Below are 20013 nucleotides of genomic sequence, written 5' to 3' on the forward strand. Positions count from 1 at the left end.
CCTTATTTTAAGGGTTATTAGCAATTTTTATCATAACAGATGTATAAATGAACGTGTAAAAATAGTAGTCAATATTTACACTAACTATTGTTTTTCATCGTTTTATAATCAATACTTTTACCATGTCCTGATTTGATACATTGCCGAAACATCAAATTCATCCAGAACACTTATAATTCTATCTGCGACTTCTCTTTCTGGACTAACATCTTTAATATTCAGTATAATCCATTTTTGATTTTCAGAAAACCTTTTATATACATTATAGAAAATTGTAGCTTCCCTACTTTCTCGATTTTCCCAATTTTCGATTTCTTTTTTTAAAAATTCTAGTCTTTCATTCCATAAGTTGTACTTTCGGTAGTCATTACCTTTTGGAATTATAACTGTGGATAAATCACAATCATTCGAAAAGTTCATTTTTTTTAATTGAGCTTCTCGAAAAGAAACATTTAGCATTTCATTTTTTTTTGGAATCCCATATCTTTCGATATCATCAGGATGCGCAAAATCCCCTCTAAACCAACATTCAACTAATTCACCAACAAAATTACATGCAACAAAAGAACTTGCCTTGAAATCAAGCTTTTTTAGCTTGCAATTAATAAATGAAACTTTATTAAATTCAGGTCTTATAAAAATTGCTTTATTAAAATTTACTTTATCGAAGTAAACGTTATGATATTGAGAACCATCATAACCCAAGGCACTATCAGTGAAGTTACAATCTTCAAATATCACATTGTTAAATATATTATTCCCTTCTGTAAAGCTTTTAAGATTGGATTTTTTAAATATACAGTTGTTAAAAACACAACTATCAAAGTATGTTGAACTAAGATTAGCTAATGAAAAATCTATATTAATGAAATGACTTCCTTTAAATTTTATTTTACTTAAGTCAATTCCTCTATAGTCAACCAACCCATCAATATTCGAGAAAGGTATCGCTATATCCTTAAAATCATATCCTCTTTTTAGTTTATCAAAAATATCGCCACTTAATGGTATCCACCTATTTTTTACATTCATAAATTTTTATTAATTACCTGACATCATTTTTTGCGCTGTTGATAACAATTGACCTTCTCCATATTCTAAAGTATATTTAGCTTCATGTCTAGCCCAAGCTCCTGGAGTAGTCATATCCCACCACTGACGAGTTGCTCTATTGAAAAAGTCTGGTCCATTATTTATACTTCCCTCAAGAAAGTTTACTCTAGCATCATCTCTTATCATTTCTCTTACCAAGTTATCAATTCTATTACCTCTATACATTGGCCTCAAATATGGATGTCTTTGTATCGCCTCAAATTGAGCGTTTGTAAAAGCATTATTCCCTAACTCATCAATTCGACGAGCGGCATCATCAGTATATTTTTGCAATATTTGGGTTATGCTTTGCTCCTCTGATGCTAGAATTCCGTTAAAATTAAAAAACTTTGTACCAACTTTAGCAGTTGTATTAGTAAAAGCACCAGCAGGAGCGTAAGTCATCATAACATCTTCCGCCATGTAAAAATAGACAGTAAAAATCCATAATTTTTGCCTTAACCTTTCCTCTCTTGCCTCTTTATCCCATTGAGCAAATTTTTTCTCCCAATAAGAACCCCATTCATTTTTATGCCTTATTTTAGCCTCAGCATAAGTTTCCCCCGGTTTTCCATGGAGAACTTTCCATTGTTCAAAGGTCATACTTATATCACCATCCAAAATCTCTGAAGTCCAACTGTCTCTGTCAATTTCTCGAGTATCATTATTAGATTTGACTCTTTTAATCGCAGTAATTACAACTTCTTCAAGTAGCATTCCGCCTTCAGGCACAAACACAAACTCTTTTTGAGGACCGTCTAATGGCTGTTGACTGGAATTAGGGTCATTTGCAGCTTCTAAACCTTCGAGTTCCATTGACATTATTGGAGTGTTTGCTCCAAATTGATAAGCTGATAGAAACGGATACCTAAATTCTAAAGGGTCAGGGCTAAAAAATCTACCCACACGAGGGTCATGCATCCTAAAGGTATAATTCAAGCTATTGCCTTCACCCTTAACCTCATCATCCTTTTCCTGTCCTTGGAAACCGTAACGATAGCTGTCGCTACTACCGTGCCTATTAGGCAGCAACATCCCGAATGGATAACACCTTATATACTATTTTAAGGATTGTTTTATTTAAAAGAACGTAAGGTTAAATACAAATTAACCGAGGTCTAAAATACAAAAAACCACCTAGTTTCCTAGATGGTTTTTCATTAATTTTTAATGGTGTTTACCTTAAATTATTCTATAAAAAATTAACTTGAATTAACTAAACATGGTTTCCATTGGGTGATGAAATTCCAGCTTTTTATGAAGGTCATCAATACTTTTAAAATCATACCGCTGCACACTGGTTACATACTTATAACCGCCTAAATACTGTGCTTCTCTCAGTCCTAATTCCTTTACCCAAATGGCTACCCTAGATTGTTTCAACTGTTTAAAATCTCTTATATAATGAAACTCTTTTGTTAGTCTGGTTATCATTCTGCATAAAGCTCCGTTGAGGTGGGTGGCTTCTCCTGAACTAAAGAACAGATTGTCGGTGTTTCTTCTGAATTGTTTTAATAGTGCTGGTCTTATATCATAGATATAGTTTGATAGGTGCAACATCTGTTTGGGGTTGAGGTCAATATACCTTTCGTTGGATATAGTGGTTGCGGGTACGTATATGCGCCCTTCTTCTAAGTCCAAATGGTGGAGTTGCAATTGTTCGAGTTCTTTTCTCTGTAAGCCTAAAAACATTATCATGCCCAACATACATCTGTCACGCTTTTGCACTAGGGTATTGGCTGAGGTTTCTCGATAGATGGTATCTAGAAATTCTTCATCTAATAATTGTATGGGTGTGGTTCTGTCACTCTTGGCAAGGCGGACCATGAGCATGGGATTGGATTTCATACCGATACTATGATTAAAATGGGTTATGATGCCCTTATAGCCTTTTACGGTGGAATGTGCATCACCACGTTGTTGCCTGTGGGCTATAAAATCATAGCTTTCCTGAAGGGTTACTTTCTTTGGTTCTATGGTGTTATCTTCTAGCCAATCTAGGTACTTGTTAAGACAGTTTTTGTAAGCGGTGCATGTTCGGTGCTGGATTCCCAAATGGTCGCTTATATAGTGTTCAAATTGCTTTATTAGCTTATTTCTATCCATAGTATTCGTGTTTTAGGTGGGTGTATATCATGGTGCTGTCCAAATTTCTGTGTCCCAGAAATTGGGCTACGTCTGTTAACGGTAAAAAGCGGTGCAAATGGGTGGCTATGGAGTGCCTCAATAGATGGCATGTTATTTTTTTGGGGAGATTGACCTTCTCATTTAATCTGTCCATGATTTTAGCTAAGTTGCTATTGCTCATTGGGGTTCCTCGTTCTGATATTAAAAAATTGGTTAATGTGCTATTGGAATCCAGCATATGGTTCCTGACGTTGAATAAATAATCTTCAACATGTTGCTGTACACTTTTTGTCATGGGTATGTCTCTGGAATATTTGGTCTTGGTTTTGTCGACATGGATTCTGCCTTTGTTTAGGTCTATGTCGTTTGTATCTAATAAGATAACTTCTTTGCGCCTTAATCCACAGCCATATAATAGACTTAGAATGGCTTTATCTCTGATTCCCAGCATGGTATCATCGCATGCACCAAATAGTTCTTTTATTTCTTCTTCTAATAAAATGGTCTTTGATGTGGTTTTATTTTTGACTAATCGGATGCGGATACCGCTCTGTCCTTTGCCCACGGCTACTCCAGTTAACCCCAATGCGAATTCAATAAACCTAAGTACGGCTTCTCGGTGTTTTTCCAGATAGCCGTCGGACATACCGCCCGCTTTGGTTTCTAATGGTCTTGTCTTTAGGTATTGAAAATATTTATTTATTAGTTTTTGGTCTATTTGGTTTAGCTTGGTCTTGCCGTTTTGTTCCATGTAGTATAGAAATTCTTTTGCCATGTTGGGCTTTATATATTGTTGGTCTTTGGATGCGCCTTGGGTCTGTAATCTTATTCTAAATTGTTCCAATGCGTTTTTAAATGTTTCGTTTTTTAGGTTTAGTTTTTTCATTTGATAATCAAAATTTAATTATTTTTTACTTTTATTTTCAATTGATGCTTTAAGCACCTTATATACATTGTTTAAGTTTCTCAAAATACTGGGTTAGCCCTTTTGTATCGTAGCTTGAGCCTCTGAGAAACTTATGAGATACTTCTGTTTTAAATGCTTCAAATCGTTCAATTGGTGTATTGTCGTTCCAACTGATTATTTTGTACGTGTAACCGTCTTTTCGGTTTCCACCTGTGCGCTCTATTTTGTTGTAATCGTATAGGGTGTTGATGTGCCTCGCCAATGTTGCTGGGTACATTTTTAAACGCTCTCGCATGCCTTTTACCGTAAACTCGGCTTGTTGGTAATCTTCTTTATGTTCTTGCCTTAAAATGGCTTTAATGTTACTGAATGTATGTGCTATTTTATAGTTGAGTTCTGTTTCTTCTTTTACCCATAGGTCCTGAAAGAGTTCCAATGTGGTCAGGATGTGTTTTGGCTGGACTTCTATTTGTAGCATGTTGCCGTTTTTGGTCACACCCAATTGTTTTTGGTGCAATAGTGTGACTAGGTTCGTCAGTTTTAGGAACTGTTTTATTTGCCTGTGGTCTTCATCGAAATACCTTGCCACGTTTAGCTGTTCTAAATGTGGATTGATGACATTAACAGCTTTTAGCTCTCTAAAAATAAACTGTAATAGTTGGGTGGCTTGTTCTATTTCTTTTTCATCTATTAATCCAGCACTTGCCTTAATGGCTTGGGTGGTGAGGGCTTCTTTGATGGTCTTTGGATTATTGAGTGGAAGGGTTATAACGTTATCGTTGTTTGTGAGTTCGTTATAACCTGCGTTTGTGGAACTGATAAAACTTAATTTGCCGTTTACCAATCGGCTCTGTGCCCTGTAGGTGCCTTCGTTTGTGTTCTCGGTAACCAACCTATCGACTTGTCCCTGGCAAATGAGTTCTGTTAGGGCGGTGTTGTTCTTTCCTAATTTATCTATGGTTGGCAATAAGAGTACTTTATGGTTCCAATAGTCCTTGGTGGGGGCATAGTACAGTACGCTATCACTAATTGAGGTTTTATAGCGATTGACCTCGGTGGGCAATATCCTTGAAAATGATTGTATGAGTTCGTTTGTGAGTTCTGGATTGCCCTGTAATATGGCATGTGTGGTGCTGTTGAGTTTACTGCTCAGAGCTATTAAAAACAGTTGTAATCCTGTCTTGGAGCATGCCATACCTGATTGGAACAATAGCTTTTGTAAGTCTTTTGTTAAAGTGCCGCTTCTTAACAGTTTGTCTATCTGTTTGCTGGTTTTGGGCTGAGGTGATGCTGTGGCATGGCTTTCTTCTATATGGGTGCATTTATCTTTGCGGTACTGTTCCAATCTTTCGGTTAAATCATAAATAAAGTCGGTTATTTTGGTTACATCCAGTTTTAATTTGATTTGCGCCTGTTTGATAAAATGCTGGATGTTGTTTTCATTGTATAAATCGACATTGTTGCGATAGACATCGGTTGCGCTCTGTTGGGGACGTCTGGCTATCTTTAACAGTACATTAAACCTTGTCAATACTTGGGTATGGATACCGCCTATTACTTCTGCTTCTAGGTTTTCACGTTTATACTTTATGTAATCTGGATTGGTCAGGTCCAGACCGTATTTATTTAGTGTCGGTGCTTCTGCCTGTGGTGTTGTAAGTGGGTCGAATGTTATTTTTGGAATTTGCACGGCATGCCCCTTGCCGTTCAAAGTATTTTCCATACTTTTGGACTTCATATAATTTATTATTTAATTTAAACAGTTGAGTAATAATTTAAAAACATCTAAAGTCTCGATAGCCGTCGAGGCTTTTGTTTTTTTATGCTACTTGTAAAACTTCTAATTCATCTTTTATATATTTTCTAACTTTTGCCACAGTTCCCAAGGATACCTCATAGACCTTGGTACATTCACGAACTGAAAAACCACGTTTTAGACCTTCCACTACTTTTTGGTGCTTCTTTAAAAAATCTACTTTACTTTCTGTGGTTCCACTATATCTTCCACAATGAACACCATTGGCTTTTGCTTGTGCCATCCCGCTCTTAATTCTGTCTATTGTGGTCCTGCGCTCGTTTTTAGCAAATAGAGATAACATGTGTAACATCATTTCAGTTTGCATATTCATTTCACCTTCTTCATTAAGTGTTTCTGACTTAAGGTCATGTAAATAGATGCTGATGCCATAACCATGCAGTTCCTCTACCAATTTTAATGTCTCCAAAGTTGAACGTCCAAGTCTCGATACCTCAGTTACTAGCACTTTTTTAAACATACCCAATTTAGCTTCTTCCAAAAGTCTTTGGATTCCAGCACGCTCATCATTGGATTTAGCACCACTTATTTTCTCAGTAATTATACTTACCACTTGATACCCATTTCTATCTGCTACTTTTTTCATATCTACAACTTGACGTTGATAATCTTGTTCTTGTGTACTTGTCCGTCCAAAAATTGCTACTGGCTTCATAATTTTAAATTTTTATGTTAATCTTAATCGCTGTGTTATAAAAAAAGGTTAACCGATTTTAGTAACTGTTTTACTGGTCTTTCTCCCTGTTTCAGGAGCTTCTCGCCGTTATGGAGAAACCTAAACCTTTTTTTGTAACGCTTTTCAAATATGGAAGGAAATATGTTTCCTTGCCAGCATTTTCTCGTTTTCCCGTTATAATGCGGAAAAAACTTTTTATTCGTAATTATCCCGCTCTTATAGATTTTGTCATTTTTAGACATGCCAATCCTACCTTGCCTGTAGCACATACCATGGCAATTAAATGTCATTATTTTAAAATCTAGATTATTTTGTCTTTTAGTCCTTGAGTAAGTACCATTTCAATTACTATTATAAGACATGACAAAGATTGTTATTTTTATTATATCACGCAAGCGTAAAATTCTCATAATGTTGCTTTTACGAATAATTTATTTAAAATTTTTGGACTAAAATTTCAAAAAGCTGAATTTTGGATATATCACATAACATTATATATAAATCACTGTAAATCAGTTTTTTATAAAGTTTTTTGTTCAAAATCTATAAATTTCACTTTTAGAGCGTTAATTTTAAAAAAATCATAAATTTTTGATGAATATTTAAAAACAATGCTATTTCATTGCGAAATTCATATTGATAATTTTAAAATTTTGATAGCATTTTGCATTTTAAGTTAAAAATCTTCTATCAAAAAAGCGAGTTTTACTCTTTTAGGGCTCTAAAGTGAAATAATCTGGCGGTTGCTCATTGGCAAACTATTTATCTAGAAATAGATAGATGGAAAATAAAAAAATTAATGTTCTGAATTTGTTTTCAGGAATTAATGTAACCGAATTAGCCTTAAAAGAACTTGAAATACCAGTAAACAAATCATATCAATCTGAAATATGCCCTTCGGCAATAAAAGTATGTCAGCATCACTTTCCCAATGCGATACAATTAGGAGATATTAGAAATATTGATGGTAACGCACTACCAAAAATAGATTTGCTAGTTGCTGGTAGTCCATGCCAAGACCTGTCAAGTATAAAAAAGGACCGTAAAGGATTGAAAGGTGAAAAATCTTCTTTGTTTTTTCACGCATTGAGACTATTAAAAGAAACTAAACCAAAGTATTTTTTATTTGAGAATGTTGGCTCAATGTCTAAACATGACAAACACCGTATTGATGAGCTTTTGGGTGTTAAAGGTATTAAGATAAATTCAAATCTCGTTTCAGGTCAGAATAGACATAGAATATATTGGACCAACATTCAAACCGTAATACCTAAAGATAAGAACATTCTATTAAAAGATATAATTGATAACGGTTACGTTGACCGCAATAAGAGTAATTGTTTATTGACAAAAAATTTACCGCATACCAAAAATGGCTTGATAAGGTATTTAACTAAATCCATTGGGCAAGTCGTTTTTCATGACAAAAATTTTTCAGATTTACCTAAAACGAAAAAACTTGAACTAATTCAAGATATGAATGATGATGAGGTTAAAAGCCTGTTTCGATTGATGAGCGTGAGCGAACTTGAACGACTGCAAACATTGCCAGTTGGCTACGTTGGTGATATACTAAAGAAAACACCTGCCACACATGCCATTGGGAATGGTTTTACCCTTGAATTAATAAAACATATAATATCTCAGGCTAATTTCATGTAAAATGATTTTCGATTTATGTCAATACTGCTAAATCTAATTTAATTACGGTTTATTTACCAGTTACGACACCCTTTCTAGGAAGTATTTCAAAGAAAATCAATTATTTTTTGATTAAAACCATTCTTTACAACGGACAGGTATTCACTGGTAAAAACCACATTTTCAACACATTATATATTTACAAATGAACTTGCAGAAAACCTCGCTTATAATGGGCTTTTACAAATGTCGTCTTTTTGGGGGAACGAACATATTTATAAATAGAGCCACGAAAAATCCATAAATAAAGATTACGACAAAAGTCAATTAATTTTTTTTTGAAATTTTCGGCTAAACTCTTGACTTTAAGGACAAATGGCGTATGATTGAATAAATAACTGCAAGAACTCTTGTATTAGGTTTTTGCGCCCTAAAATAAAAGACTATGAAATTAAAAAATTGGTACACTACACAGGAAATTAGTGATATATGCAGAATATCAACTAGGACACTTGAAAGAAGAAGGGATAAACTATTAAAAGAAAACCCTGAATTAGATTGGTTCAAAATGAAATCTAAACCATTTAAGTACAGCTATAAGATGATGGAAGAATTTACCAGTCCAGAACTCTTTGAACTCATTAAAAGAAATAGAAGTTTATCCAACACTATAGAATGTATGCACAGAAATGATACCCTTGAACAACACCTATCATTCTTAAATTGGGATTATTTTTTGACTGTTACCTATGAAAAACTAAAAACTAAAATGGAATGTATAAGTGTTATGAGTGAGTTATATCATGAATTTGAATCTAAAAGCTCTGGTACCACCAGAATGTTCTATACAACCGAAACCTATTCGGTCAGTAAAGGCAATCATAACCACTTTGTTCTTAAATCAAACCTAAAGTTATATGAGGTGAGGCAACTTATGGAAAAGCTTGAACCTGCTGTCGGCATTATAGATGTCCAAAAATATGATTATGAATTAGCCGCTATATTTTACATCTGTAAAGAAATGAATAAAAATGAAAATGAGCTTTATTGGGGTGTACTTGGTAATAATTTAGAATCCGACGGTATTCAAATTAAAAAAATAAGAGATGCAAGCAATCTTTAACAGCATAGGTCAAACAGTTGCCTGGTTAGACCATAAAGATGTATATAATACTAAAGGCTTTTTTATTGGGTTTCTCAAGAGCAATCATGTTTATAATAGGTTTTCAGAGTATTGTGGTACTTTAAAACATAGTTTCTTTAGAGACAAGAATTGCTATGTAGTAGCTTTTATGAAAGGTGCTAAAAAAGGGCCTATACTTCCATCGATTAAACCGATACCGCACCGACCCCGCTTAAAGAAAAAGTCTCCAATAAAACCATCACCGCCACCACCTTCAATAACCCCTCAGAAATCGAAGTGGTCTAAACTCGATTGGGATGGTTTCATGTGGAGTATATAATTTGAAATTTTGTTTCTTATAAATCTACTACTATGAATTAAATTTAATAGAATATTATATTAGTATTTATCAATATAGGCCTAGGCGGTTTCAGGGTATAGTTCTATTTCATCCTCTATTCTATTTATTTGATTTATTTGCACAGAAAACTCCCCACTAACGGTTAAATCTACAGCATCCACATCATTTTCATTATTTCTCAGCAATAAAGAATATTTGACTATCATTTTACCTTCTAGGTAAATAATTTCCATTGTAGTTCCCTCAACCCAAGAACTTAAATAATATTCACCATCAATATATTCATGGTCGTCGTCATACTCTATAAGCTGCACTTCGCCAATTTTAAATGGTGATGCTGAACTGTTACTTCCATAATATACACCAGCTTCGGGCAAATCATTGTCATCGAAATCTGCATAAAAGTCTATGGTTAGATACCAGCCTTGTCCATAAAGAAAATCTACACCATATAATTTTTTTATTTCTAGGTCTTTACTCAAAAAGCTAAAAGTCGCTCCAGAAGACCAATAAGAATCTGAAAGGTAATACATGTTTTCAAATTTTATGTCTTTAGGTGAAACTTCGCCACCATCACCAGATGAACATGATAAAACACTAAACATTAGAAGAATAAAGGGTAAAATTAATTTTTTCATTTTTATTAGTTTTAATTATTTATTGAGCAAATATATCAAAAATATGCGTGTAAACAACCCCTATTATACAATCCCTTGTTTACTCGTTTAATTCCATAGTTTTCAATTCTATTTTAATGAAAACTTATTATGGCAAGAACTCGAAAAAGTCCAATTCCTGAAGTGGTTATCAATTTTGGAAAAAGAATAAGAGAATTAAGGACTGAAAAAAAAATGTCTCAAATGGATGTAGGTGCGGCTATTGGCGTAGATAGAGAAAACATTCGGAAATACGAGAAAGGGCTACAGGAACCTAAACTATCTACTATTGTTAAATTTGTTGAGGTATTTGATGTTTCCTTTAATGAGTTGTTCAATTATATAAATGAAAAACAATAAGCCCTCTGAAGAGATGTTTATGTTTTTCTTATGATTAAAGTATGAGCTGATGGTATTAATATAAAATAATTTATAGTTTTAATATATTAAAATCCGTCTTTTTAAGACGGGTTTTTTATATTTGATAAAAAGTAAAAATAATGACAGTACGCTTACCCAAGGATGAAAACGGGAAAATAAAAGGTAGTGAAGATTTAGCACGAATTATGCGTAAAATTTTGCTAAGACAAAATAAACTTCATCGACAAAAAGAATACTTCTGGACCATAGGGTTAACTAATAAATTAGATATTGCATACATCGAGTTATTGACCATTGGAAATTTAAATAAGAACTATATTGAGCCTATTGAGTTATTTCACTTTGCGGTTTCAAAAAAATGTAAGCTATTGGTATTATGTCACAATCATCCAAGCGGTGATACTAAATTTAGCGAAGCCGATATTGAGACTACTCTTAAAATAAAAAAAGGTGCTGATATTTTGGGCATGAAAGTCTTAGACCACCTTATAATTAGTGAGGGTGAAGAATATTCCAGTTTTAGTGATTTAGATAAGATTTAAATAAATAAGCCCCTAAAAAGAGGCTTATACTTTTATTAAATGAACTCATGAAAATAGCAGTCAATATTTTAACTAACTATTGTTTTTCAATATTTTAGAATTAAAATTTTTATCATATCCTAATCTAACACATTACCTAATTTGGCACATTATCTTACCTATCAATATTATTTTTGACAAAAAATATGCCATACAAAATAAAACATCCTCCTATAATATATTTTAAAAAAGATGGAATAAAATTTGACTCATCTGTATCTAGCCCCAATAAAATGCAAATTATTCCAAAAATAATGATCCATCCTTTTTTATAATACATAGTTCTTATTTTTTTGTATTAGCCGAGTTTAATCTTGTTTTTTCTTTCTAAAAAAAAGAAACAAACCATAGGAGGCGAAACTCACACCAACAACTAGAATAGACCATTTTAATAATACTTTAGAATAGTCAATAAATTTATTTGATACCAAAATAATAACTCCTATGGTCAAATAATTATTCCAATATTTCATATTTAAGGCTTTTAATCTTCATCTTTTTGTCTATCAGCTTCATCTTGTACTGCCCCCTGAGCATCAGAGATTGTGTCATAAACACCAACTATATCAATTAATTTCTCTGCCTTCGAAATATCATTGATTCCTAATCCGACATCAATAACGTCATATACTCTTTCTCCATTTTCTCCTAAAAACTCTCCTACCAAATATTTTATTGGTTTAGCCTCTTTTCCATCATGAGCAGCTCTTGGGTCTATTATTTTATTGACTCCGCCACTAATCTCATCTATGGATAAAGTTAATTGAGTAATTACAAGTACTGATGCTAAACCTCCCGAACCAAACTCTTCAATTGTAGCAGTAAGAACACCTATAGTTCCAATAGCAATATCCGTAAATCCCTCTGCATAAATTCCCCATTTCTTTTCTTGAAAGTCTTTCTCATTTGCTATTGCTATTAATGATAATTCTCTATCCTTAACGTAATTATCATAATATGCTTTTATATTGTATTTTTCATCAATATACAAGGACAATGTACCTGCCCTTATTCCATCATACTTATCATTATGAGAATCTAAAAATTGAATTTGTTGTTGTCTAATCGCCCAATCAAGCCCTTTATAATAAATCCTAGTTCTTTCTTCTATCATTTCCCTGGTTAAATCAATCAGGTGGTCTTCTGTTATTACTCTTAACTCACTATCTCCATTCAAATATTTCTGGTGAATAGAAATCATTTTTTCAAGTCCTTCTAATTCAATAGCATCTATGACCCTATTTTCACTAAATGCATACGAACTATTCCAAGGAAATTCATGTGCTAATGGGTCAACCGCAAAGAACCTACCCACCCTAGGGTCGTGCATTCTAAATTTATAATTTATAGAGTTGCCCTCGCCTTTAACTTCATCATCTTTTTCTTGACCTTGGAAACCATATCTATAACTATCACTTGAACCATGTCTATTAGGCAACAACATCCCAAATGGATAATACCTTATATACTATTTTAAGGGTTATTTTATTTAAAAGAACGTAAGGTTAAATACAAATTAACCGAGGTCTAAAATACAAAAAACCACCTAGTTTCCTAGATGGTTTTTCATTAATTTTTAATGGTGTTTACCTAAAAAAAAAACTCACAATCAACACCAAAGCACTCTAATATTCCCGTTTCAGTTCTATAATTATCTTGTATAAATATCTCTACTAACTATTGTTTTCAGCGTTTTGTAATCAATACTTTTACCATGTCCTGATTTGATACATTACCCTAAAAAGAGACTTATACTTTTATTAAATGAACTCATGAAAATAGTAATCAATATAGTCGTTAACTATTTTTTTTCAGTATTTTATAATTAAAACTTTTATTGTGTCCTAATTTGATACATTAGCTACTTATTTAGGCATTCTAAGCAACAAAGATTTTAATCTTATTTTTAATTTTTCATCATAAACACATTCACAAGGTTTTAATCCATCTAGTAAAGGAACTGTATTGTTAATCCAATTAAAACAATTACTACCAAAAATACCATAAGTAACCTTTGATATATCTAAATTATAATCAAGAGACTTCAATAATTCTTCTTTAGATTTAAAATCATCCCATCCTTTATTATAAAAGTTAACAAACCTATTCCAGTGTTCATCACTAGTGTAATATTTCTCAAGTTCATGCTTTTTCATAAATTTATTTAATCTATATCTTTTAAAATAACTAAATTAGTTCCTCCTTCGTTTCTAGCTGAAGGAGCTAAAATACCATCAAACCCATTATCTACCGCATATTTTCCAATTTTTTGGGTTGCTTCATAACTCTCACTAGCAATATCTTCTAACGTTACCCCCAAGCTCTTTCTAACACTAGCATCTGTTAAATCTAATACATTATTTAATGTAACTTCCTTACTAACAAGAATTCTATTGTTTGCAACAGAATTACCATAGCTAACTATTTCATCATATGCCGTAATTGCGTCTGTACCCGCATAAACTCCTCCTATCCCTTCTTCGGTATACCTGTGATTAGCTAAAATATTTCCGTCATGTTTTGTCCAAGTAGTTCCAACTCTTTCTGGAAGCTCAAATCTAAAAACTCTGCCTTGGTATTTAATACCTTTTGTTGCTCGTATAACATTACCTAAAATCATTCCAGCGATACCACCACCAGCTTCATAAATAGCATTTTTAGATAATTCGCCTGTTTCTATTTCTAGTTTTTCTGCTTTCTCTATGTCCCCCGTTCCCCTTGCTTCTCTGGCTTTTTCAGAAGTATCCATTGCTCTGCTCAAATCACCCATGGCATACCCCATACTTCCAATCCCTAAAATCCTACTTACTGTTCCACCTGTAAAATAAATATCAGCAGCTACTCCAATTATAACTATACCTGTAACAGCACCAGATGTTTTGCCTTTCTCAAAACTCTTTCTTAATTCTACATTTTCAGCATGAGTGTGATTATTTCTAAAGGTAATTAAACTTGGGTCATACCAATAACTTAAATCTTTCTCCTTGCCTTCTAATTCAGTTGCGTTTATTACTACATTTTCACTAAAAGAGTATGGCGAATTATGAGGGTATTCCCTAAATAAAGGGTCTGTTGCAAAAAACCTACCCACCCTAGGGTCGTGCATTCTAAATTTATAATTTATAGAGTTGCCCTCGCCTTTAACTTCATCATCTTTTTCTTGACCTTGGAAGCCATAACGATAGTCCCCACTTGAACCGTGCCTATTAGGCATTAACATACCAAATGGATAACACCTTATATACTATTTTAAGGGTTATTTTATTTAAAAGAACGTAAGGTTAAATACAAATTAACCGAGGTCTAAAATACAAAAAACCACCTAGTTTCCTAGATGGTTTTTCATTAATTTTTAATGGTGTTTACCTAAAAAAAACTCACGATCAAAACCAAAGCACTCTAATATTTCCGTTTCAGTTCTATAATTATCTTGTATCAATATCTCTACTAACTATTGTTTTCAGCGTTTTGTAATCAATACTTTTACCATGTCCTGATTTGATACATTACCCTAAAAAGAGGCTTATACTTTTATTAAATGAACTCATGAAAATAGTAGTCAATATTTTTACTAAGTATTGTTTTTCAGTATTTTATAATTAAAACTTTTATTGTGTCCTAATTTGACACATTACCTACATTATCAGTTCTTTTCTAAAATTTCGATGACTTGCGGGTAGTTTAATACCCTTGCAATTTGCAAAGGAGTTTTATCTACCTTATTTGACTGGTTTTTGTCAGCACCATGGATAAGTAGAAGTTGTATCATTTCTAACCTTGTTCCAAATCCTTTATCATTCATAATTGCTGTCCATAAAGCACCATTACCATGAGTATCTTGCAGAGAAACATCTATATTTTTAGCCAACATGTCCTCTAAAACTTCTCTATTATAATTAAATGCCAAAATATGCAAAGAAGACATTCCTTTATAATTTTGATGATTTAAATCAATGTTTTTTGAAATCAGGTATTTCGATAATTCATGCAAACTACGGGTGATTGCTATCATGAGCATATTATAATCATCCTCATCTTTTATGTTGATATCAATATTGTTTTTTTTTATATAATCGATGATGTATTTCTCATCTTTTTCGTTTCTTATAAGATTAAATATGCTCATATAAAAATTTATTATTGACCTCTTTCGGGTCTAGGTGTTCCTTCATTTACGCCACTCCTATTAGAAGATGGATTTTCAGGTATATATTTACTTGAGTCATTATACTCATCTAACACTTGCTCCCATGTTTTATTACCGTCGATATACTCCTGTCTAAGCTTATGCCATTCCTCACCTGGTATATGCCCCATATCCCATTGACCAACTCTAGATTTTGACTTGTCCCAAGTAATTATCTCTCCTGTATTAATATCAATAACATTACCATTGACATCTCTAGCTGCATTTTCCCAAACTTCTTCCACAACTCCCTGTCTAAAAGATGGTCTATTTCTCGATTTATATATTCGTTCAACAACCTCTCCAAATTCTCTAACAGCTTCATCCGCAAAATCTTCTATAGGAAGCCTATTAATCGATTTTGAAAAATTACTAAATTTAAAAGCTTTAGTTCCTTTTAAAAATGGAGCAACTTCTAGTGCAACAAAAATTGCTTCTACTGTTCCCCATAAATATTCCCCTTGAGAATAGTTATCAATTGCATAATAAGTTCCTGCTACTGGATTAAATTGAGTGCCTAGAAGCCATATTGGATTTGAATTCCTTACATAATTATTATAGGCTTCTACTGACCTGTTATATTGCTCAACCTGTTGTTCTCTCTCCCTTTTTAGATATGGAAGCCTTCCCCATTTTTCAGCATCTTGTCTAGTTTGATAAAAACCAAATTGAGAGATATCTGGTGGATTATATGTAATAGGAACCAAATCCAACTGAATTTTAGACGTCTCTTTCTTTAATTCATTCCAATAATAATACTCCTCTAACCCATCTAAATCCATTGCTTGAATAGGAGTGTTGCCTGCAAACTGATATGGAGTATAATGTGGGTAACCTTTAAAAAGAGGGTCAGTACTCAAGAATTTACCAATCCTCGTGTCATAAATCCTAAAACCATAATCATATTGCACACCTTCACCTTTGACTTCATCATCTTTTTCTTTTCCATTAAAGCCATATCTATAACTATCGATTGAGCCGTGTCTATTAGGCATTAACATACCAAAGGGATAATAATCATTAAAAACAAGAACGTCTGGTGTAAAGTTAGTAAAATTAAGCGGGTCTGCAACCAATTTTCGATCACTTACAACACTTAGTACGTTTCCTAGATGGTTACTGAGCTCGTAACGCTTATCGCCTGCCAATCTTTGGAACATGCTATACATGTCTTAAATCTGGGGGTTTAGCAAGTGCCCCCCCAAAGCGCCGCTTTGGAAATAAAAAATCCAAACGTTAAATCAAGCTTGCTTGAATTTATAAGTTTGGATTCTTTATTTATTCGTGACCACGCCAGGATTCAAACCTGGAACCTCTTGAGCCGTAATCAAGTGCGCTATTCAGTTGCGCCACGTGGCCTTTTTTTGTGCGTGCAAATATAGTCTTTTTATTAAATTTCTACCAAATTTTTATCATATTTGTTTCTTATATTAAATGAATCAAAAACGAAAGGTTTAATAGGCTTATAAAATCTCTATTCCTTAGTTTTTTACATTCGTTGTTAATTTGATTTTTGGTAGTATTTGTTACATAGCAAAAAATACTTCTGTAGATTTGCAGTAAATAATTAAGTATGAATTACATTTTAGATCCTTGGCCTTGGTATGTTTCTGGCCCCTTGATAGCGCTTGTTATGGCTTTATTGCTTTTTTTTGGAAAGACCTTTGGTATGTCTTCCAACTTAAGCACCATGTGCTCTATTCTTGGTGCCGGTAAAAAAGCAAGCTTTTTTAAATTTAACTGGAAAGACCAATCATGGAACTTAACGGTGGTAGTAGGTGCTGTTATTGGCGGATTTATAGCTGTGCAATTTTTATCTAATGATGTAGTAACTGATTTAAACCCTAAAACTGTTAACGAACTTACACAAATGGGATTTAAAAACCCTGGTGCCGATTTGGTGCCAAAAGAAATGTACAGTTTAAAAACCATTACAACGCCTAAAGGCATATTACTATTGATTATTGGTGGGTTACTGGTTGGCTTTGGAACGCGTTATGCTGGTGGCTGTACCTCGGGGCATGCTATTTCAGGACTTAGCAGCTTACAAAAACCATCTTTAATTGCTGTTATTGGTTTTTTTATTGGTGGACTACTTATGGCCAATTTTATTTTACCCTTAATTTTTTAGACTATGAAGTATTTAAAGTTTTTATTGGTAGGCATCTTTTTTGGAATTGTTCTTGTAAAGTCTGAGGCTGTTTCATGGTACCGTATTTATGAGATGTTCCGTTTTCAATCATTCCACATGTATGGCATTATAGGAACAGCTATTGCCAGTGGTATTTTATTTCTTCAAATTTCTAGGAAAGGGTATGTTAAAGGCATCAAGGGCGCCGATATATTTGTACCCAAAAAAGAGAAAGGCATGATACGCTATATTATTGGTGGCAGTATTTTTGGGCTTGGCTGGGCACTTATTGGGGCTTGTCCTGGACCTATGTATATATTATTTGGCACAGGAGTATATAGCATGCTTATTGTTATTGCAGCAGCTTTACTTGGTACGTTTATATATGGGGTAATAAAAGATAAGTTACCTCATTAAATACGCCTCCTTAAACAATTTCGGCACTTAAACCGGCTTCTAACAACATAGAGCAACGTGGCTTTAAATCGTCATACAAACCAGTTTTAACCGTACATTTTCCTTTGTAATGTACAATGATGGAACATTGTTCTGCTTGTTCAGCGGTATGGTCGCAAGCATAAATTAGTGTTTCTATAACATGATCAAAGGTATTTACATCATCATTATACAACACAATTTCATTTTGCTTTAGTACATCTTCCTCTAACAAGACTTCTTCTGATGCTTTTTCTCTAGTACTCATAAACAAAAGTTTTGACTAATTTAAAAATTTTAGCGCAACCCACTGATTTCTTTCTAGTTTTTCCTCAAATTTTAACATATGTTTTTCACATGTTTCCTGTATTAACGGGATGTCGTCGTTATAAAACCCACTTAATAACAACATCCCATTCTTATTTAAACAAGATACGTAGGTTGCCATATCATTTAGTAAAATATTACGATTTATGTTGGCAATTATAATATCATATGCTTTGCCTTTTAGCACACTGGCATCGCCTTCTATAACAGTAATGTGGCTACATTGGTTGCGTTCTATATTCTCTAAGCTATTTAAATAGCACCAATTATCATAATCTACCGCATCAATGGGTTTGGCCCCTTTTTTCTCTGCTAGAATAGCCAATACTCCTGTACCACAGCCCATATCTAATACCGATTTATCCTTGAAATCATTTTTTAGGATATACTGAATCATCATATGGGTCGTTTCATGATGTCCGGTACCAAAACTCATCTTGGGCTCTATGATAATATCAAAAGGAGTATTGGGATTTTCATGAAAAGGTGCCCGTACGGTACAGGCACCGTCTACAACTATAGGTTTAAAATTCTTTTCCCATGCTTCGTTCCAGTTGGTCTGCTCTATCTCATTAAAGGTATAGTCTATCTTGAAATCTTCCGATTCCAATATTTGTATATCCTCTAAAATAGTAGCGTTCCAATCTGCTTTTTGTATATATGCGGTAACCCCATGTTCTGTTTCTACAAAACTTTCAAAACCAGCATAACCCAACTCTGCTATTAAGATTTCTACACCTGGTTCTAGGGGGGTTACTGTAAATTCGTAACCTATATAAATATTTTTAGACATGATAATTGTATACTATTAAATAGCATTTACAATTGCAAAAAAATCGTCGGCATTAAGAGATGCGCCACCAATAAGCCCGCCATCTACATCTGGTTTTGAGAATATCTCTTGGGCATTGTTTGGTTTAACACTACCACCATATAAAATGGATATACTGTTTGCTACAGCAGCGCCATATTGGTCGCTTAATGTTTTTCTAATAAATGCATGCATATCCTGAGCCTGTTCTGGACTTGCGGTTTCGCCTGTTCCAATAGCCCAAACGGGTTCGTAAGCCAATACAATATTTTTAAATGCTGAAGCTTCTAAATGAAATAGGGCATTTTTTATTTGACTTTCTACAACTTGTTCTTGGTTACCTGATTTTCTATCTGCCAATTCTTCCCCAAAACAAAAAATAACACGTAACTCGTTAGCTAAAGCGGCATCTACTTTTTTAGCCAAAATAGCATCTGTTTCATTAAAATAGGCTCGACGTTCACTATGTCCTAAAATGACTGTACGCACGCCTATGCTTTTTAACATGCTTGCACTTATCTCGCCTGTATAAGCACCATTTTCGGCAAAATGCATGTTTTGTGCAATGACCTCTATATTGGATTCTCGTAATTGCCGAAATGCCTGAAACAAGTTGGTAAACGTAGGGGCCACCATAACCTCTGCGCTTGATGTTTGTGTTTGTACTTTTAAAGCATCAATTAATGATTCTGTTTGTGGTAAATCATTATTCATTTTCCAATTTCCTGCTACTATGTGTTTTCTCATCTTCATTTGACCCTC

At 33.6% G+C, this 20013-nt stretch carries 22 protein-coding genes, 1 tRNA gene and 1 pseudogene; 7 read left to right on the forward strand and 17 right to left on the reverse strand.

Annotated elements, in window-relative coordinates; genetic code table 11:
• Positions 1–117 precede the first annotated feature (117 nt).
• The 7 genes and pseudogenes from AC5SR4_RS00830 to AC5SR4_RS00860 all read right to left on the reverse strand — a co-directional run bounded on the left by AC5SR4_RS00830 (position 118) and on the right by AC5SR4_RS00860 (position 6597).
• Positions 118–1032 (reverse strand): pentapeptide repeat-containing protein, encoded by a 915-nt coding sequence (locus AC5SR4_RS00830; RefSeq protein ID WP_495357653.1) that lies wholly within the window; start codon positions 1030–1032, stop codon positions 118–120.
• A 9-nt stretch (positions 1033–1041) separates the two neighbouring features.
• On the reverse strand, positions 1042–1908 hold the full coding sequence (locus AC5SR4_RS00835) for a hypothetical protein (RefSeq protein WP_495359208.1): 867 nt from the start codon (positions 1906–1908) through the stop codon (positions 1042–1044).
• 45 nt (positions 1909–1953) lie between these two features.
• Positions 1954–2127 (reverse strand): annotated as a pseudogene (locus tag AC5SR4_RS00840) (RHS repeat-associated core domain-containing protein); the annotation flags it as partial.
• A 177-nt stretch (positions 2128–2304) separates the two neighbouring features.
• Positions 2305–3198 carry a tyrosine-type recombinase/integrase gene (locus AC5SR4_RS00845; RefSeq protein ID WP_495357654.1) on the reverse strand — a complete coding sequence of 298 codons (894 nt, stop codon included), beginning with the start codon at positions 3196–3198 and terminating at the stop codon, positions 2305–2307.
• A complete protein-coding gene (locus AC5SR4_RS00850; RefSeq protein WP_495357655.1) occupies positions 3191–4105 on the reverse strand; it encodes a tyrosine-type recombinase/integrase in 915 nt (304 codons plus the stop codon). Before AC5SR4_RS00850 ends, AC5SR4_RS00845 begins: the two co-directional genes overlap by 8 nt.
• Before the next feature lie 58 nt (positions 4106–4163).
• A complete protein-coding gene (locus AC5SR4_RS00855) occupies positions 4164–5864 on the reverse strand; it encodes a hypothetical protein (protein WP_495357656.1) in 1701 nt (566 codons plus the stop codon).
• Between the two features lie 82 nt (positions 5865–5946).
• The gene (locus AC5SR4_RS00860) at positions 5947–6597 is read right to left on the reverse strand and encodes a recombinase family protein (RefSeq protein WP_495357657.1); all 651 of its coding nucleotides are present in this window, start codon (positions 6595–6597) and stop codon (positions 5947–5949) included.
• A gap of 801 nt (positions 6598–7398) precedes the next feature.
• Here AC5SR4_RS00860 and dcm point away from each other — a divergent pair.
• From dcm to AC5SR4_RS00875, 3 genes are all read left to right on the forward strand, one after another.
• Entirely contained in the window at positions 7399–8280 is an 882-nt protein-coding gene (gene dcm / locus AC5SR4_RS00865; protein ID WP_495357658.1) for a DNA (cytosine-5-)-methyltransferase, read from the forward strand.
• Positions 8281–8704: 424 nt separating this feature from the next.
• The gene (locus AC5SR4_RS00870) at positions 8705–9382 is read left to right on the forward strand and encodes a hypothetical protein (protein ID WP_495357659.1); all 678 of its coding nucleotides are present in this window, start codon (positions 8705–8707) and stop codon (positions 9380–9382) included.
• On the forward strand, positions 9366–9722 hold the full coding sequence (locus tag AC5SR4_RS00875; protein WP_495357660.1) for a 4-fold beta flower protein: 357 nt from the start codon (positions 9366–9368) through the stop codon (positions 9720–9722). Before AC5SR4_RS00870 ends, AC5SR4_RS00875 begins: the two co-directional genes overlap by 17 nt.
• A gap of 80 nt (positions 9723–9802) precedes the next feature.
• Here the strand turns inward: AC5SR4_RS00875 and AC5SR4_RS00880 are convergent, their stop codons facing one another.
• The gene (locus AC5SR4_RS00880; protein ID WP_495357661.1) at positions 9803–10381 is read right to left on the reverse strand and encodes a hypothetical protein; all 579 of its coding nucleotides are present in this window, start codon (positions 10379–10381) and stop codon (positions 9803–9805) included.
• A 129-nt stretch (positions 10382–10510) separates the two neighbouring features.
• Between AC5SR4_RS00880 and AC5SR4_RS00885 the strand changes: the two genes are divergently transcribed.
• Positions 10511–10759, forward strand: coding sequence for a helix-turn-helix domain-containing protein (locus tag AC5SR4_RS00885; RefSeq protein WP_495357662.1), 249 nt, complete (start codon positions 10511–10513; stop codon positions 10757–10759).
• Between the two features lie 140 nt (positions 10760–10899).
• Positions 10900–11322 carry a JAB domain-containing protein gene (locus tag AC5SR4_RS00890; RefSeq protein WP_495357663.1) on the forward strand — a complete coding sequence of 141 codons (423 nt, stop codon included), beginning with the start codon at positions 10900–10902 and terminating at the stop codon, positions 11320–11322.
• Between the two features lie 523 nt (positions 11323–11845).
• Here the strand turns inward: AC5SR4_RS00890 and AC5SR4_RS00895 are convergent.
• The 6 genes from AC5SR4_RS00895 to AC5SR4_RS00920 form a co-directional block, all read right to left on the reverse strand.
• On the reverse strand, positions 11846–12826 hold the full coding sequence (locus tag AC5SR4_RS00895) for an RHS repeat domain-containing protein (RefSeq protein ID WP_495359132.1): 981 nt from the start codon (positions 12824–12826) through the stop codon (positions 11846–11848).
• A 400-nt stretch (positions 12827–13226) separates the two neighbouring features.
• Positions 13227–13517, reverse strand: a complete 291-nt coding sequence (locus AC5SR4_RS00900; protein WP_495357664.1) for a hypothetical protein — start codon at positions 13515–13517, stop codon at positions 13227–13229.
• A gap of 8 nt (positions 13518–13525) precedes the next feature.
• Positions 13526–14581 (reverse strand): RES domain-containing protein, encoded by a 1056-nt coding sequence (locus AC5SR4_RS00905; protein WP_495357665.1) that lies wholly within the window; start codon positions 14579–14581, stop codon positions 13526–13528.
• A 423-nt stretch (positions 14582–15004) separates the two neighbouring features.
• A complete protein-coding gene (locus AC5SR4_RS00910; RefSeq protein ID WP_495357666.1) occupies positions 15005–15487 on the reverse strand; it encodes an ankyrin repeat domain-containing protein in 483 nt (160 codons plus the stop codon).
• Positions 15488–15498: 11 nt separating this feature from the next.
• Positions 15499–16707 (reverse strand): GH-E family nuclease, encoded by a 1209-nt coding sequence (locus AC5SR4_RS00915; protein ID WP_495357667.1) that lies wholly within the window; start codon positions 16705–16707, stop codon positions 15499–15501.
• Positions 16708–16832: 125 nt separating this feature from the next.
• A tRNA-Arg gene (locus AC5SR4_RS00920) sits at positions 16833–16906 on the reverse strand.
• Between the two features lie 214 nt (positions 16907–17120).
• On the opposite strand from AC5SR4_RS00920, the gene AC5SR4_RS00925 reads away from it, so the two are divergent.
• Both AC5SR4_RS00925 and AC5SR4_RS00930 read left to right on the forward strand, forming a co-directional pair.
• Positions 17121–17678 (forward strand): YeeE/YedE family protein, encoded by a 558-nt coding sequence (locus AC5SR4_RS00925; RefSeq protein ID WP_495357668.1) that lies wholly within the window; start codon positions 17121–17123, stop codon positions 17676–17678.
• Positions 17679–17681: 3 nt separating this feature from the next.
• Entirely contained in the window at positions 17682–18095 is a 414-nt protein-coding gene (locus AC5SR4_RS00930; protein ID WP_495357669.1) for a DUF6691 family protein, read from the forward strand.
• A gap of 10 nt (positions 18096–18105) precedes the next feature.
• On the opposite strand, the gene AC5SR4_RS00935 is transcribed toward AC5SR4_RS00930, so the two are convergent.
• The 3 genes from AC5SR4_RS00935 to tpiA are packed head-to-tail and all read right to left on the reverse strand — an operon-like array spanning position 18106 to position 19998.
• A complete protein-coding gene (locus AC5SR4_RS00935; protein ID WP_495357670.1) occupies positions 18106–18381 on the reverse strand; it encodes an ATP-dependent Clp protease adaptor ClpS in 276 nt (91 codons plus the stop codon).
• Between the two features lie 15 nt (positions 18382–18396).
• Positions 18397–19233, reverse strand: coding sequence for a 50S ribosomal protein L11 methyltransferase (gene prmA, locus AC5SR4_RS00940; protein ID WP_495357671.1), 837 nt, complete (start codon positions 19231–19233; stop codon positions 18397–18399).
• A 15-nt stretch (positions 19234–19248) separates the two neighbouring features.
• Positions 19249–19998, reverse strand: a complete 750-nt coding sequence (gene tpiA, locus AC5SR4_RS00945; protein WP_495359133.1) for a triose-phosphate isomerase — start codon at positions 19996–19998, stop codon at positions 19249–19251.
• Between the last annotated feature and the right edge of the window lie 15 nt (positions 19999–20013).

It is taken from the genome of Aestuariibaculum scopimerae (assembly GCF_059428085.1).

Coding starts and splice junctions, on each gene's coding strand:
- tpiA (WP_495359133.1), bottom strand. CDS start 19,998: ATGAGAAAACACATAGTAGCAGGAAATTGGAAAATGAATAATGATTTA.
- AC5SR4_RS00835 (WP_495359208.1), bottom strand. CDS start 1,908: ATGGAACTCGAAGGTTTAGAAGCTGCAAATGACCCTAATTCCAGTCAA.
- prmA (WP_495357671.1), bottom strand. CDS start 19,233: ATGTCTAAAAATATTTATATAGGTTACGAATTTACAGTAACCCCCCTA.
- AC5SR4_RS00855 (WP_495357656.1), bottom strand. CDS start 5,864: ATGAAGTCCAAAAGTATGGAAAATACTTTGAACGGCAAGGGGCATGCC.
- AC5SR4_RS00890 (WP_495357663.1), top strand. CDS start 10,900: ATGACAGTACGCTTACCCAAGGATGAAAACGGGAAAATAAAAGGTAGT.
- AC5SR4_RS00850 (WP_495357655.1), bottom strand. CDS start 4,105: ATGAAAAAACTAAACCTAAAAAACGAAACATTTAAAAACGCATTGGAA.
- AC5SR4_RS00845 (WP_495357654.1), bottom strand. CDS start 3,198: ATGGATAGAAATAAGCTAATAAAGCAATTTGAACACTATATAAGCGAC.
- dcm (WP_495357658.1), top strand. CDS start 7,399: ATGGAAAATAAAAAAATTAATGTTCTGAATTTGTTTTCAGGAATTAAT.
- AC5SR4_RS00860 (WP_495357657.1), bottom strand. CDS start 6,597: ATGAAGCCAGTAGCAATTTTTGGACGGACAAGTACACAAGAACAAGAT.
- AC5SR4_RS00910 (WP_495357666.1), bottom strand. CDS start 15,487: ATGAGCATATTTAATCTTATAAGAAACGAAAAAGATGAGAAATACATC.
- AC5SR4_RS00830 (WP_495357653.1), bottom strand. CDS start 1,032: ATGAATGTAAAAAATAGGTGGATACCATTAAGTGGCGATATTTTTGAT.
- AC5SR4_RS00880 (WP_495357661.1), bottom strand. CDS start 10,381: ATGAAAAAATTAATTTTACCCTTTATTCTTCTAATGTTTAGTGTTTTA.
- AC5SR4_RS00930 (WP_495357669.1), top strand. CDS start 17,682: ATGAAGTATTTAAAGTTTTTATTGGTAGGCATCTTTTTTGGAATTGTT.
- AC5SR4_RS00900 (WP_495357664.1), bottom strand. CDS start 13,517: ATGAAAAAGCATGAACTTGAGAAATATTACACTAGTGATGAACACTGG.
- AC5SR4_RS00875 (WP_495357660.1), top strand. CDS start 9,366: ATGCAAGCAATCTTTAACAGCATAGGTCAAACAGTTGCCTGGTTAGAC.
- AC5SR4_RS00905 (WP_495357665.1), bottom strand. CDS start 14,581: ATGTTAATGCCTAATAGGCACGGTTCAAGTGGGGACTATCGTTATGGC.
- AC5SR4_RS00885 (WP_495357662.1), top strand. CDS start 10,511: ATGGCAAGAACTCGAAAAAGTCCAATTCCTGAAGTGGTTATCAATTTT.
- AC5SR4_RS00925 (WP_495357668.1), top strand. CDS start 17,121: ATGAATTACATTTTAGATCCTTGGCCTTGGTATGTTTCTGGCCCCTTG.
- AC5SR4_RS00935 (WP_495357670.1), bottom strand. CDS start 18,381: ATGAGTACTAGAGAAAAAGCATCAGAAGAAGTCTTGTTAGAGGAAGAT.
- AC5SR4_RS00915 (WP_495357667.1), bottom strand. CDS start 16,707: ATGTTCCAAAGATTGGCAGGCGATAAGCGTTACGAGCTCAGTAACCAT.
- AC5SR4_RS00870 (WP_495357659.1), top strand. CDS start 8,705: ATGAAATTAAAAAATTGGTACACTACACAGGAAATTAGTGATATATGC.